Genomic DNA, 15,063 nt, shown 5'->3' on the forward strand with positions numbered 1-15,063 from the left:
TCCTTCATCTATCCTTATCGCCGCGGTGCAGCGGATGCCGTATGCACCAACTCGACATCGAAGCTGCATTTCTCTCTTTTCGGGCTTTTCGGTCGAAGTCGCTTTGATGTGCCTCGTTTTTCGAGTTCGTTACGATTGATGCAAGCCGACCGTAAGCAATAAGAACTCAAGGGCGCAATTAGCAACAGCGCGAAAGAATACATCGATCCCTCTTGTCCCAAAAAAAGCATCGTACCTGCCACAACAAACACAAGCATCAAATAGGAGAAACGAGCTGGCGCACGGCCTTGCAACGAGCGTAGATATACCAACCATGCAGCAAATCCAACTATCCCGGTATTTGCAAGTTGTGCGAACACGCCGCTAAATGGGTTGATAGAGCCTACGCCTATACCGAGTAGAGGCGCTCCAGCCCAAGTACGAATGGATTCGACCACGCTGATTAGACGAGGAGAACCCATAGTTGCGCGCAAAGCGAAATAATCACCACGAAAAGCGCTCTCGATAGAAACGAAAACACCATGGGCTTTCTCAAAATATGGTAGAGATTGACCGAGCTCTGTACCAGCGAAAACATACACGCCTGCTGCAAGCACAACAAGAACGATGCAGATAGGCAGCCAACGAACGAAACCTCTACGTTTTATCTGGAACAAGGCAAGAGCAAAAAGAGCAAGTATAGGCAATAACACGACTGTCGAAGATGCAGCGGAAACGCACATGAGCCCAACTGCAAGTGCCGGCCAAACCATCTTCTCGCTTGGCGCTCGACCAGAAACTTTAAGAAGCAGAAACACGATGACGAAGAAACCAAGCGCCAAAACAAAATGAGAAGGCTCGCGCGTGAGACCCCAGAGTGCGACCAAAGAGTCTCTCATAATGTAAGTAGTATATACATGGCTATCAGCAAAAAGAAGCGAAGTTAACTGCGAGGCGATGTTCGAACCGAAGAAGGCCTTAGTGAAAAGTTCGAACAGCGCATAGCAAATGTGCAGCTTGCCTACCGTAACCGCCCATCGACCAACCCTTATAAAATCATCCCCCTTAAACAGGGAGACTGCAAGAACTCCAGAAAAAGCAAACAGTGTGTAGCGAGCAAGCACCAGTAGGTTGCGCTCGCCAATAACCTGTGCAGATTGTGTAGCCCATCCAAGCACGAACATGTCCCACGAGGTTCCGGAGGCGATGATGGCTTTACCGTAGGGGAAGAAGAAATTGAATAACAACGAACCTATAAACACGATTACTAAAACGAGGGCCGTTAAGAGGGCCAGCTTATTGAGCGCAACTCGATCCCTTGCGGCTGCACTGAGCGCAAACAGCACGAAAAGTACAAGGACGATGTCAGAACAAGATATTTCCTGACCGCTTATGGTAACTAGCGGCGCAGAAATCATATTCATATCCATGATGCACACGATGGCAAACAGAGCAAGCGCGAAATCTGTATGCTTACGGGAACGCGCAAAAATCAGCGCGAGAATCACTAAGAATACGATAGCGAACGGAGATACGAAATCCATCACGATGATTTGCCACCGTTCATGCAACGGTCTGTCAAATACGATGCGACAAGCTCTGCGTCTGCCGGTAAAGCAATGCCAGTTTCGGCGCTAATGATTTCCTCTCCAGGTGTTCGCGTGCATACAATGGCGAACGCTCCACACGAAATGGCCTCCAATGTGGTCATTCCGAAAGTCTCCTCAATACTGGCATTCCAAAAAAAATCTGCAGCCGTGTAAATCTTCGCTAGTTTAATACCGTCGGCAATAACCGGCAGGGGGATGAGGGTTGCATCTGTAACGGCCATCTTCTTAATTGCCGCTCGTTGCTTGCCATCCAGGCCAACCAACACCAAAGCAAATCTATCATCCAGCAGTTGAGCGAGATTCAAAAAAAGGCTGAGTCCTTTTTGTTCGTTCCATGGGGAGGCAACACCCAGCACCATAATCTTGTCCTCGATACCATGATTCTTTTTAAAATTATTGCACGTCGGCTTGAACACATTCTCGTCCACTTTATTGGGAACAACGGAGATCGGATATTTTGCCAGATAAGATTGGCTCACCAAATCGGCAAGCCACTGGGAAGGAACGATGAGATTCACATCCTGCAACGAAGAGAAAAGCTGCTTCTTATCGGCAAAGTTTCGCTCACTTGAATCGAATAGCGACCAGGGAACAACCTTTTGCATAGGGCAGCGCATGGAACGTCCGCAATGCTTCTTCCACTGCGAACAGCCTACTGCAGTAAAATGCCCGCAATGGCCTGTAAATGACCAGCAATCATGCAAGGTCCATTCTATCCGCGCAGAAGTCTCTTCAAGATAGCCAAATAAAGTTGGCAGGTGAAACGAGTATCCATGCAAATTGTGCAAATGAATGGAGTCGGGTTCAATGTGCCGTAGCTGCTGTACCATTTTCTCAGTTGCGCGTTTCGAACCGCAAAATCCAACTCGCCCTGTAACATGCGCGCACGCTGCATGAACGTATACATCAAATATCGTTCCGACTCTAATTGCATTTGCATAGTGCGGTTCATCGCCTCGAGCCCAAAACACATACGAATCATCGCCACGAGACAGCGCATCCATATGCTCTTTTTGCATCAATTTTCCTGTTGACCCAGCCGAGTAAGCGTTGATCTGGGCTAACTTCATTCCCGATTCTCCATTTCGATGTGGCCCAGCCAGCCAAAATGCGGTTTAAACGATAAAGTACTATCGAGTGCAATGTTGCCAAGAGCTCCATTCCAGTTCGCTTTATTGCTTTTGATCCTTATGTCATCTGGAGTATCTCGAGTCAAAGGCCAGCGCATCATGGCAAAGCTTTGAATTACTGTGGGAATTTTGCGGTAATCAAAACCTATGAGCGTCGAGGCCACTGCATCAATGGCGACGGGATCGCTCCCCGCAATGAGAATGCCAGCTTCTTTTGCATCGACGTCCATCGGACCGTCTCCTTCACCGGCAACCACACCATCTACTATCGCATAGTACTTTCGCTGAGGTGTATTTTTCATAGTCCCTTGTTTGTCTGCGTAAAATAGGATTCTATTTAGATCAAGTATCGTTCGCCAGATAGTGTCGTTGCCATACCATGATCCATTTCGAACTGTCGCTGATGTCTGTTCACCAAGTATGTTTCCCGTAGCTTTTTTCGCCAATCCTATTGGATAGCTAATAAGAGGATTCTTGTATTTAAGTAAACTTGCGGCTATCTTCTTCAAGGTACCCTCAGCCTGAGTTCTTCCAGACATGAGAGGAAATTGATCCCCGAATGCTTCGGGCGAACCTGTCGTATGATGCGGAAGTGAGTTTTTAACAACGCACGTTCCGACAATGTTCTTTAAACAACAGGTAATCCCTCCAAGTTTATGGGGTTTGAGCTTGGGAAGATTGATAAAAGTGTCGCAAGACAGAACGGTGTTAGACATAACATAAATGTTATCCGCGTCATTATGATATCGAGACGTCTCTTTCTGATCGTAATCAGCACCGTAGTAATGCTTATTCTTTTTTGAGGCGAAAACGCTTTCCGTCCCAAGGTTCACTTCTCTGTACCCCAATGGGTCACCTCTAAGCTTTTTTTTGCCGACGGTAACCCCTTCTCGCGTTATCCATTGCTCCTCCCGCAAGTCGTAGTGCTCGATTTCAACCGTGGTACCACGCGAACATCTTTCAACGATTCCGTCAAGATCAATACGTTTGGCAATTTTTTCGTAATCAGAATCTGTTTGAGGCGCATCGACGATGAGCACCTTACCCTTGCCCTGTAATCCGAGAACGGCCTCCTGAACCGCGCGTTCGATAATCGCCCCATTCGTAATTACTTGCACCCATTCGTCAGAAGAGCCTATGCGCGAGTCGGCAACAAGATTCGGTTTTATCACTACTGTTTCACCTGGTTTGACTAAATGCCGAATGGGAGAAAAAACATCGGCTAGACCCACAGCTATCTCTTGCGAAGGACGGAGGATGCAACCATACTGCGCGATGCCGTTGAGCGCGGTCACTTCAGTCATTAGCAACCCCTCCGGGCCTCTGAGACAACAAAGCGTAGCTTGCCCGAATTCGCTCGCGGTATCTCGGCAACATACTTGAAGTTGATAGGAACAGCGCACGTAAAGCTCGCTTCAAATTGCTGGAGAGCTTTTCGTTCGTCTGCGGAAACGTCCTCTTGGGTTTTAACTGCGTACACCGTGATACTGAGGTCGGAATTTTGATGGATCTGAGCTTCTGCTATATGAACGGTATCTTTGAACACGTGATCTAGCTTTCCCACTGTCGTGCCGTCTGGAAGCAGCACGCTGTCTTCGGTCCGCCCATCCAGCGAAACGATTTCACGTTTGCCATCGGGAAGTGTTTTCACTTCGGCTACGTCTCCAGTATCCCACCGAAGCAGGGGCATGGCCATGTTCGTTAAAGTTGTTCCGACAACTCTTCTTTCGTCGATGAATTCAACAGCCGCGTAGTCTTCGTCAACGAACATCCGGTATTTGTCGTCTTGAGAGAAATTCGCAACACCTTCGCACATTCCATAGTGCTGATGCGGACGAATTCCAAAAGCGCGCTCGATAAGCTCAGCTTGATGCTCGTAGAGGTTTTCCGCCCCGGTGGTTACGAAACGGATATCGGGGAAGAGCATGCCGTTTTTTTCAGCAAAAGAAGCCAACGGTGTAAGTAATGATGGATAGCCATGAATCCAGGGAATGTGCCTTCTTTGGATTTCCCTACAGTATTCTGCGAGGTTTTCTTCACGTTCATGAAAAGCGCTGAAGTACACCTGACTGCTCGGCTTGTTCTCTCGCCAGTACGGCGGTGTCGTTTGCGTAGTTGGCACAACTTTCTGGGTACCAAACATTGCCTGAGGAGTACCGAATTCGATACCCAATGATCTTCTAAATCTCCACCAACAAGCCCATTGTTCGCTAATTGCTTCAGGGCTAGTGTAAAAGACAAAACCCGAGCCCGTTGTTCCGCTTGTGTGGTGTTTTATCCTCTTGCCGACGTAAGCAGAAGATAGAAATTGATCCGGGGCTCTGTTTACTTCTTTTTTTGTGAGCAATGGGAGCTTAGGTAAATCTTCAAGACCTTTAATGCAGACGGGGTTAATCCCTCCTTCATCGAACACGTTTTTGTAATAAGGAACAGTCTCGTAGCAATGTTTAACCATAATGCGAAGTCGCTCATCGCGGTATGCCGCAATCTGTTCGGGACTCCACCGGACTCTCATCTCATAATCCTGTAATAACCTGCGAAATGAGGATCCGAATCTCGTCGTGACAATATGCGCGCCCTCTAAAGAGCATGCCCAATTCTGCATGAAAATCGGCAGCCGGTTGTAGATGGCCATTTTATCCATGCAATGCCTCAAGCAGCATCCGGTGACCCTCGAAAGCATCTTCAATGGCTTTGTTTTCGACTTCTCCTCGCAGCACTTTCAACATGAAGTCATACTCGTTAGCGAAGCCCTTGTCCTGTTTGATCTTCGGGGAGCTTTTCTTCGCGTTGCTGTAGCGCGTCAGTCCAACATAGTTGTTCATCTCGTAGACGTTGCCCGCGCTGAACACGCGCAACTGTTCTTTGGGATACTTCTTCGAACCTGCAGACGTATATACGATATTTGCGATCGCCCCCGAACGCATCCTCATAGTGATGAGGGCATTGTCTCCGCATGGATGGACGGGGACGTTCGCAAAGGTCACGTCAAGCGATTCGATCCCGCTCTCGTCGAGGCTTTGCACTACGTCTACCATATGGCAGGCTTCCCCGATTATGCGCCCGCCGCCGATAGCGGGGTCTTGAGTCCAATGGTCCGCAGGTATATCGCCAGCGTTAACAATGTAGTCGTACACCGCAGGAAGCTTATCGGTATGCAGGTCTTCTCGAATCTGGACGATGCACGGGGCGTGCCGGCGGTTCATCCCGCAGAACAACTGCCCCTCGCTCTCGCGGTAAGCACGCTCGACGGCTTCAAGTTCATCGAGCGTGAGGCACAACGGCTTCTCGCAATACACGCTCTTCCCCACCTCTAGGGCCTCAACGACGATGCGGGCATGAGAGCTGTGGCTGGTGGAAACAATCACGAGATCGATCTCAGAATCTTCAATGATCTCGTGGTAATCACTTGTAATGTAGGAGAACTCGGCTTCTGCGGCGGTCTGCCCCGTGCTCACGCCTCCTGTTGTGGCCAAGGCTTTGATGGCGTATCGGCCATCGCTTTTCATGCCCGGTATGATTGTGCTGCGCGCAAAACTCCCTCCACCGATGAGCCCCACATTCACCGTTCCATCTACAGGCTTCTTCCCTGCAAGGCAGGCGCGAGCAGTAGCGTCGAGCTTCCCTTCCCGCTCGGCATACCCGAGGAGTATCCCAATGTAGCGCTCGTTTGTCTTGTTGGTCGTGATCATCTCGTAAGCGATCCGGGCATCCTCGAACGGAACCTCGTGCGTAACGAGATCGGAAAGATTGAGTCTCCCGGCATGCAAGAGCCGTATGAATTCCTCGATATTGCGCCCTTCAGTGAAGCGAACGTAGCCTATTGGATAGTCCACACCCTGTTCTTCGTACGTCGAATCGTAGCGACCGGCGCCGTAGGACCGGGCTATCGTGAACGTAAGCTCCTTTTGATAGTAGAGGCGCCTGTCGATATCCATCTTTGTGACGCCTATCATGCAGATGGTCGCCCTGTCGCGAGCTATGGCAGCGGCGAGGTCCATGGGGGCGTTCGAATCAGTCGCGGCAGTGATGATAACCTTGTCGGCTCCTCGACCCTGCGTCTGCCCCAGGGTCAGTTCGGCAGCGTTGTCATCAAGTGAGTTGATGAACGCCTTGAGCCGGGTGCCCTCTATCGATTTGTCGACCACGTCGTAACCGAGGACGTCACATCCATACGCATCGAGGATCCGAGCGCAGATGTGTCCAATGAGCCCCAAGCCGATGACAGCCACTGTCTCACCCGGTCGCACGTCCGCCTGATGTATGCCTTGGAGCGCAATGCCGCCGAGCGCGCAAAACGCCGCCTGACGCGGGTCGGCGAAGCCTTCCGGCAGTTTCGCCACAAGATTCCGGTTAACGCGGTTTACTTCAGCATGGTACGCCTGCCCGGCCATTGCGACTAAGTCGCCGGGAAGTAGGTCCGAGACCCCTTTGCCACACGACAGCACGCGGCCTACCGCGGAATACCCCATGGGCATAGGCTCTCCAAGCTTGTTGAAGGCGGCTTCCATCGTGGCGACAAGACCGTCCGTCGACAATTTTTCGAGTACTTTCTTAACTTGATCAGGTCTTTCAAGTGCCTTCGATAGCAGATTCTTGCTCCCGAACGAGGCGAGCGTACGCTCAGTGCCGGCACTTACCACCGACCAGAGTGTCTCGACGATCACGTAACCGTGCTTGGGGGTTGGCGCGGGCACGTCCACCAATCTCACGCTGCCGTCGTCGACCATTAAGAACAGTTGTTTCACGATTCCTCCTTTGAAAACACTTTCGGAGTTGGCACCAACCATTGGGAGGTCAACGTTCCCGATCCTCGATATGAACAACTTTCGATCTCGGCCAAGCATCCGAAATCTGGGGAATAATTCGACAAAGAGGACCTTGCCTTCGCTTGGGCCCCATCGCCAATGCTCGGAGGCTCGCCGAATGCGAAATGCCAGAAGCAGTCCAAATCTTTTCCGCTTGCAACCTTGTCGACTACGCAGAGAATCTCGCCGTCGAGTGAAACGGATCGCGAGACGGTCCATCCTCGTGCATCGACTATCGAACCGGAAAGGATACCATCCTCTCGGGCTGCGAAGACCGAAGAAGAACGTCTGCCCACCCTGAACGATGCCCAGCATTCCGACTGCTCGCATCCGTCGACCATGACAGTATTGTGCGAAGCCGTACGCTTGAGTTCGAGCCTAAGTGGATCTTGATACGCATAGGTTCCGCAGTTAACTATCCACGGTTCGCCATCGATGAACACTTCAAAGGAAAGCGCATCGCAATGCGCATGCCCCATCGCATACTCAGGCCCAGGGTTCCCGGCATCGAACACCATCTTGACAACACGGCCTCCGCAATCGCGCTCCATAAGATAATAGCCGGCATCCGGAAAGTCCTCACGATACCGGGGGATCGTTCCGAAGCGCTCTTTCGCACAGGCGAGGAGAGCATCCTTGTGCTTTGCGACATTGTCGCCTGAATCGTTGAACAGGGGGGTACGATTCGTATTACGTTCGAGCGAGTAAAGGCAGTCGCACATCCGCTGGACGCAGATCCCCAGCTCTCCCAAGTCGTTTCCATTCTTCTCGAGCGACGCGACAACCCGCAGCACGTCTTCGAGAATGATCTTGTGGTACATCGGACTTAACTCGAAATGCATACCATCAGGGAGCACTTGTTCACATACTTGACTCTCGAGGAGCGGGAAAGCTATTGCAAGGGTGTCCTCATCGCCGAAGTATAGCGCGCCCAAGACAAGGGCCTTAAGGTTTTCGAAGTAGTGGTTCGCGAGAAGGTCCTTCTCAAGATGACGTGCCAGATAAGAGTACTGACTTGCCAAAGACGCATTCATGCCCTCCACAAATGCGCGATCCTCACCCAAAACATCCTCGAGCTCTCCGTAGAACGCGAGCCAGTTCACAAGTCTCATGGAGATAGTGTAGGGATCCCAACCTATCCCGTCTCCCGGCTTCGCATTGGCGCACATCCACGATTCCATAATGGCCATCGCCTTGCGTAGGTAGCGATCGCCGTCACCGTCAAGGTAGCGCTTCGCAAGAGGAAGAAGGTATTCATGATAATGCAGGTTGAAGCGCCAGAGTGGGGTCGACAGATCGGCACTCCAGCATGTCTTCCAATCAATTGATTCTGTGTGATGAAGTAGCGTCAGCTCGTCACACAAGATTGCCTCGCAGTCAAAACGGGCTAGGAACACCGGGTCGAAATCGAGTTCCGGGAGAAGGGCTATCCGAGAGATATCGGCATCTCCCGCCTTGGTACGTGGAATATATCCAAGTTTCAAAGGGGTGACGCCGCCAGCTTTCCTCCACATTCTGTAGAGCATCTGGCTCAGCTTGAGGTGCCGAGCTGTGTCGAGATAGAGCCGTGCTTTCGTCAAAGCAGGCACGCCGGCTCCTTCCCTCCCAGCACGTCGGCTATGCGCTCGCTTGCATGCCCGTCCCCATACGGATTCGAGGCTCGTGACATCGATCGGTAGGCCTTGTCCGAGTCAAGTAGCTCGCTGAAACTCGAATAGACCGCCTGCTCCTCGGTCCCGACGAGCTTTAGAGTGCCACAGACCACTCCTTCAGGCCTTTCAGTGGTATCGCGCATGACAAGCACAGGCTTGCCGAGACTCGGAGCCTCTTCCTGTATCCCGCCCGAGTCCGTAAGCACGAGATAGCTCGCCGCGATGAAATTATGAAAATCTACGACCTCCAGTGGATCGATGATTCTAATGCGATCCTCGCCCGATAGCTCCCTTTCGGCGACTTCCCGCACTTGAGGATTCATGTGGATAGGGTAGATGGCCTTCACGTCAGGGTGCTCGTCCATGACGCGCCTGATGGCCCGGAACATCCGCGCCATCGGCTCGCCCAGGTTCTCGCGTCGATGCGCGGTGATCAGAATGAGGCGGGAGCCGTGCGCCCAGTCGAGGTGTTCGTTTCGATATCCGTCTCGCACCGTTGTTCGAAGCGCGTCTATCCCAGTGTTCCCTGTCACAAAGATCTTTTCTGAAGGCTTTCCTTCATCGATCAAGTTCTGCTTAGACCGGTAGGTCGGAGCGAAATAATATTCGGCCAGAACATCGACCGCCTGACGGTTGAATTCCTCGGGCCAGGGGGACAGCAGATTACGTGTGCGAAGTCCCGCCTCGACGTGGCCGACGGGAATGCGGAGATAGAAGCATGCGAGCGCTGCCGCAAACGAGGTCGTCGTATCGCCATGGACGAGCACTACATCGGGACGCTCCTTCTCGAGCACCGCCCTTATGTCGAGCAGTACGTCGCACGTAATATCGAAAAGTGTTTGCCCTGGTCTCATGATGGCGAGGTCGTGATCCGGCTCGACCGAGAATGCGCGAAGGACCTGGTCGAGCATCTCACGATGCTGGCCCGTGACGCACACGACAGCTTCGAACTCGTCAGGCCGGCTTTTCAACTCATTTGCGAGTGGACACATCTTGATCGCCTCCGGACGCGTACCGAAGACGAGCATAACCTTCTTTTTGAATTCGTTCGAGACGGTCATGCTATAGCTTGTGCACATTCTCTCCGTCTCCGCACACGTTGCGCGTATCGAGCACTATAAGTCCATCGAAGACAGAGAGGTCGCGTTTCAGCTGTGAGTGCCCAACCATGACGATCACCATCCTGAGGTTCTCAAGGAAGACGTCCATTGAATGCACCTGATTGGGCACGATGTCGTTCTCGACCCACGGATCGTAGACCTTGCAGGGTTCGCTGGAAAGGTGGCGCTTCATGCTGTCGACCATCTGCAGAGTGGGCGACTCCCTCACGTCGTTGACATCCTCTTTGTAAGTGAGACCGTAGACTCCAACCTCGGAGGGTTCTATGTCGTTTTCCTTCATAATCTCGCTTGCGCGCGCGAGTACGAACTCGGGCATCGAGTCGTTAGTCTCGCGCGCGTTGCGAATGAGACGCGCGAGCTCCGGATAGTCCCCGACAAGAAACCAGGGGTCGACGCTGATGCAGTGCCCGCCCACGCCTGGCCCTGGCGATAAGATGTTCACCCGGGGGTGTTTGTTGGCTATTCGGATGATCTCATGGACGTCCATGCCGTCCGAATGGCAAATCTTGGCGAGTTCGTTCGCGAATGCAATGTTGATGTCACGGAACGTATTTTCAACCACTTTGGTCATCTCGGCCGTCCGTATGTCGGTAATCGCGATTTCCCCCACACAGAAAGACGAATACAGCTCCTTCACCCGTTCACCTATCTGCGGATCGTCTGCCCCGATCGTACGGTTGTTGCTCGTGAGTTCGTGGATCATGTTGCCCGGTATGATGCGCTCGGGGGCATGGGCGAGATGGACGTCCTTGCCAATAGCAAACCCTTTGCCAACTATCGCCGGGCGCACGTACTTGTCGATTGTGCCCGGAGAGACGGTTGATTCGACAACGATGATCGATCCTTGTCGACATACGTCGAGAGCCGATTCGACTGCAGCAACTACATAAGCCGGATCGATCTTTTTTGAGCATTTGTCATAAGGGGTGGGTACCGACACAATGTAGGTATCGCAGGTTTGGTACTCGGTCGTGAATGAGACTCCAGCCTTCATCGCATTGGAGAACAGATCGTCTAGACCCTCCTCCTTAAACGTCGTTTTTCCTTTATTAAGCGTAGTCACAAGGTTTTTGTCGTAATCGGTTCCAACGACCTCAACCCCATGAGCCGCAAACATGAGTGCGGTTGGAAGGCCAATATAGCCGAGTCCTATAACGTTAATCATCATGCCGATTTCCCCTGTCCGCAGCGCTTTTTAAAATGTCGAGCATTTGGCTGGCCAGCTTCTTTCGCGAGAAACGACACTCTATGGTTCTGACAGCCCGATCTCCCATTGCACGCAATTCGTCGCGATAATCAGGATTGGAGAAGAATATTCTTAGAGTAGCGATATTTTCTTCATCGCTTCCTGTAAGGGCTATACCCGCGCCACTCTCCCTCACAAGCTCCGCCGCTTCTCCTTCGGGCCCGATGAAGAGTACAGGAATCCCGCGAGCGAACGATTCGAGAATCTTCGAAGGTAGCGTCGCATTGAACGAAGCGCTCGGCTGGAGCGATACGACGCATACGTCGGTCACCTGGTAATAATGTTCGAGCTCTTTTTTTGGCATGCCTCTCAGCAGCCGAGCGAAGGGATATTCATTCGTGGCTATAGCCTTCTCGACATCGGAGCGCGTAGCACCTTCGCCGACGATAACGTATCGCAGGGGTATGCCCAGTCGTTTGACCGTTTCGGCGTATTTTAGCGTTCTCGGCACATCTTGAGATATTCCCATGGTGCCGTAGTAGCCTAAAACCAGTTCATCTGAAACGTCGCTGCTGGCACAAACAGCCGCATCGGCACCGTTCGGCACCACAGAAACAGAGTTGCCATCGACCCCACTCTCGCAGAGAAGCCTCTTGAACCCCTTCGTGAGCACGACGACGTGCGCGGAGGATCTCGCAAGATAAAGCTCGATAGTCCGCATTATCTTGACCTTCCAGCTATCTTCCGACGTCCCCGTAGCTACCATCTGCTCGAACGTGATGTCTCTGAATTCGATGACGAAGGGTAAGTCGTGAGTTTTGGCGTAAAGCAGCCCGAGACATCCGGCGAATACGGTGCCAGATGAAGCTAAAACGATATCATAGTTTTTGCCGATCCTCTTTCCGTTGAGCACGATGTTGATCGCACCGCACACAAGGAAGCTCATGCCGTTCATAATACGTCGCGCGATGTTCGTGTTAGGCTTTGCGACGAGCTTGCTGCGAAGGACGCGAACGCCGTAGCGACGTTCCTCTGCGAGCATTTCGACCTTATAGCCAGGAAACACCGAGCCGGTAGGATAATTGGGCCATCCGGTGAACACCGTCACATCAGATCCATCCTCGACCCATGCTCTCGAGTGCTCGTCAGCCCTGAACGCACTGGCGATGTTTTCTGGAGGATAGAATTGAGAGAAATAGAGAATGCTCAAGCTACCCCTATCTCGTACTTTAGGGGACTGCATTCGCTAACAAGCTCCTTTGCCGGACATCATCACACTTGTTGTCTCCACGATCACCCGCAGGTCAGTGGCGAACGAGCGCTCTTCGATATAAGCGAGGTCCATGGCTACCATGTCGTCGAACCCGGTGTCGCTGCGACCCCACACCTGCCAGTAACCGGTGAGGCCAGGTTTGACGGATAGCCTCTGCATGGCGCGCTCATCATACTGGGCGACCTCGGAAGGAAGCGGTGGACGCGGACCTACGCACGAAAGCTGACCCGCGAGGCAATTCAGGAACTGCGGGAGCTCGTCGATCGAGTGTTTACGGATGAAGCGGCCGATGCGCGTGACGCGCGGATCATCCTTGATCTTGAAAAGCGGGCCATCGGCTTCGTTAAGTTCTTGAAGTTCGGCCAGACGCTCATCGGCATCTTTATGCATGGAACGAAACTTGTACATGTCGAAAGTGCACACCTCGCCATTACGTCCGATCCGACCCACTCGTTTTTGGGAATACAGGGGGTTTCCTGGACTCTCGATACGAATTGCAATGCACAAAAAGATCGATGGAACCAGCAGTATCGTGATCGCGCACAGCGAGAATACGATATCGAAAATTCTTTTAACAAAACGATAAACGACTCGATCATTAAGCCGCACAGGAACAGGCACGGGGCCCTCGACTTCGGAAACAAGTTCGGGAACCAAGAACGCCACATCGGACGCGAGCATGGCTGCCGTCTCGCAGCCCTCCTCGAGCGTTTTCTCAAACCCATCCTTGCCAAGCATCGGATGTGCAAAAGTCTCAGCGCCGTCCGCCGAAACGCTTTCCCCTGCTCCCGCAAAATCGTCGTCAATCAGCGCGCCAGCACCTGTAGCGGTCATGTCTATTGTGTTGTCAGGGTCTTTTCCGAACAATCTCTAATCCGATTTTGACGGTTTTCTTACGGCCAAGAATCTCCATCTCCAGATACGCAAGGCGCTTGTGGCGATCGAGCTTCTTGATGAGGCCCGTCTGATTCATAAGCGGGCCGTTGAGGATCACGATCTCGTCCCCTTCCATCACACCGTTCGAAAACTCGACCACGCGATGGCCGGGTTTTGTGAACGCGTTGACGAAGGCGGCTTCTTGATCGTCAAGAGGGATGAACACATCGTTGTTGCCCAAAAGTCTGGTGAACTTCGGGACGCTTCGCAGCGCCTCTTGCAGCCTCCCAGGATGTTCGGTGATCACGAATATATAACCGGGCAGCAGCACCTCGGTGCATATGGTCCACACGCCCCGGATACGTTTTTTTACCTCGTATTGGGGGATGAAGCACTCTTGGATCAGTTCTTCGTCGACAAGCTTATAGATCAGATCAAGCACGTGCTTTTCCTGACCGCCGACTGTTTGCACGACGTACCACATGCCATCACCTCCCTAGTAAGGCCAATGGGAATATGGCTTCGCTTGAGCCATTCGGCCAAAACGCAACAACGATATAGTCCTCTTGATCGATCCGGAACGCGCACCCAGCGACGATCCCGCTTTCCTCAAGATATGCGTACGCTTCGACGGCCTACTGCAAGAGAGTCAGCCGCATTTGCGCAACAGGTGCAGTTTCCTGCCGCTTGGTCACAGCGCTTCTGCTGCGATCAAGCGGCAAAAAGCTTGCCGTCGCGCGGGCAGCCAGCGTTCAGCCGACCCATCGTTCACTCTCACATACGCGCATGCGCTCCTCGGCATCGGTATGTCCTCCGCGCCTCAGCGAAGCAGTCGTAATGCTCCACTCGATGCGCGTCGCTTGCAATGTAGCTGTACAGGTTCTCCTCGAACAGCTTCTTTGCCGGCTTTCGTTCCTTGCCCATGCGCCCTCCTGCCACGAAATCGGCCGAGGCCTGCAGCTTGCAGCCCATGCGCACTAGCTCGCGCGCCACCTCCACGTCCTCCTGCACCGCAAGGTAGCGCTCGGGATGCGCGATGATCACCGTATAGCCTTTGCCCTGCAGTTCGAAGATCGTTCGCTCGTACACGTCGAAATCGTGCTTATGACAGCGCGTCGACAGCTCCAAAAGGAATTCGTTCGTGCCATCGAAGTGCAACCGATCAGCCCACTCCATTCCGAGCTCCATAAGCTTCGCGTGGTTGACCTCCCAGCCCATCGTCAGAGGAAACCCGTCGGCATGTGCTCGCAACAACTCGAACGCTTCTCGCATCGCTCTATAATCGAAATATGGATCGCGTACGTGCGGCGTGCATACGATAGACGTAATGCCCGCGCCCTTCGCAGCCTCAAGCATCGCAAGCGATGCCGCCAGGTCGGGGGCACCATCGTCGACGCCCGGCACTATATGGCAATGGAGATCGCGCAT

The 15,063-nt window shown here is 52.6% G+C and carries 12 protein-coding genes; all 12 read right to left on the reverse strand.

Translation table 11 applies throughout. The annotated features are described in order from the left end of the window. Positions 1 to 14: 14 nt before the first annotated feature. Complete coding sequence (locus tag ABGT83_RS10270; protein WP_129588495.1) at positions 15 to 1,526, reverse strand: hypothetical protein; 1,512 nt, start codon at positions 1,524 to 1,526, stop codon at positions 15 to 17. Further along, positions 1,523 to 2,659, reverse strand: a complete 1,137-nt coding sequence (locus tag ABGT83_RS10275; protein WP_103265429.1) for a glycosyltransferase — start codon at positions 2,657 to 2,659, stop codon at positions 1,523 to 1,525. Before ABGT83_RS10275 ends, ABGT83_RS10270 begins: the two co-directional genes overlap by 4 nt. Then, positions 2,656 to 4,023, reverse strand: a complete 1,368-nt coding sequence (locus ABGT83_RS10280) for a DUF362 domain-containing protein (protein ID WP_103265430.1) — start codon at positions 4,021 to 4,023, stop codon at positions 2,656 to 2,658. Before ABGT83_RS10280 ends, ABGT83_RS10275 begins: the two co-directional genes overlap by 4 nt. After that, complete coding sequence (locus ABGT83_RS10285; RefSeq protein ID WP_346687420.1) at positions 4,023 to 5,363, reverse strand: phenylacetate--CoA ligase family protein; 1,341 nt, start codon at positions 5,361 to 5,363, stop codon at positions 4,023 to 4,025. Before ABGT83_RS10285 ends, ABGT83_RS10280 begins: the two co-directional genes overlap by 1 nt. Next, positions 5,356 to 7,467 carry a bi-domain-containing oxidoreductase gene (locus tag ABGT83_RS10290; protein WP_157938958.1) on the reverse strand — a complete coding sequence of 704 codons (2,112 nt, stop codon included), beginning with the start codon at positions 7,465 to 7,467 and terminating at the stop codon, positions 5,356 to 5,358. The genes ABGT83_RS10285 and ABGT83_RS10290 overlap by 8 nt, the downstream gene beginning before the upstream one ends. Continuing rightward, a complete protein-coding gene (locus ABGT83_RS10295; RefSeq protein WP_103265433.1) occupies positions 7,464 to 9,116 on the reverse strand; it encodes a heparinase II/III family protein in 1,653 nt (550 codons plus the stop codon). The genes ABGT83_RS10290 and ABGT83_RS10295 overlap by 4 nt, the downstream gene beginning before the upstream one ends. Further along, the gene (gene wecB / locus ABGT83_RS10300; RefSeq protein ID WP_187143318.1) at positions 9,104 to 10,240 is read right to left on the reverse strand and encodes a non-hydrolyzing UDP-N-acetylglucosamine 2-epimerase; all 1,137 of its coding nucleotides are present in this window, start codon (positions 10,238 to 10,240) and stop codon (positions 9,104 to 9,106) included. The genes ABGT83_RS10295 and wecB overlap by 13 nt, the downstream gene beginning before the upstream one ends. Before the next feature lies 1 nt (position 10,241). Continuing rightward, on the reverse strand, positions 10,242 to 11,468 hold the full coding sequence (locus ABGT83_RS10305; protein ID WP_239926558.1) for a nucleotide sugar dehydrogenase: 1,227 nt from the start codon (positions 11,466 to 11,468) through the stop codon (positions 10,242 to 10,244). Continuing rightward, positions 11,458 to 12,696, reverse strand: a complete 1,239-nt coding sequence (locus ABGT83_RS10310; RefSeq protein WP_346687423.1) for a glycosyltransferase family 4 protein — start codon at positions 12,694 to 12,696, stop codon at positions 11,458 to 11,460. The genes ABGT83_RS10305 and ABGT83_RS10310 overlap by 11 nt, the downstream gene beginning before the upstream one ends. A gap of 36 nt (positions 12,697 to 12,732) precedes the next feature. Next, on the reverse strand, positions 12,733 to 13,593 hold the full coding sequence (locus ABGT83_RS10315) for a sugar transferase (protein WP_346687424.1): 861 nt from the start codon (positions 13,591 to 13,593) through the stop codon (positions 12,733 to 12,735). Positions 13,594 to 13,606: 13 nt separating this feature from the next. Next, the gene (loaP, locus tag ABGT83_RS10320; RefSeq protein WP_103265435.1) at positions 13,607 to 14,119 is read right to left on the reverse strand and encodes an antiterminator LoaP; all 513 of its coding nucleotides are present in this window, start codon (positions 14,117 to 14,119) and stop codon (positions 13,607 to 13,609) included. A gap of 290 nt (positions 14,120 to 14,409) precedes the next feature. After that, a complete protein-coding gene (locus tag ABGT83_RS10325) occupies positions 14,410 to 15,063 on the reverse strand; it encodes a tyrosine-protein phosphatase (protein ID WP_346687425.1) in 654 nt (217 codons plus the stop codon).

This window comes from Enteroscipio rubneri (assembly GCF_963929405.1).
In the GTDB taxonomy this organism is placed as follows: domain Bacteria; phylum Actinomycetota; class Coriobacteriia; order Coriobacteriales; family Eggerthellaceae; genus Enteroscipio; species Enteroscipio rubneri.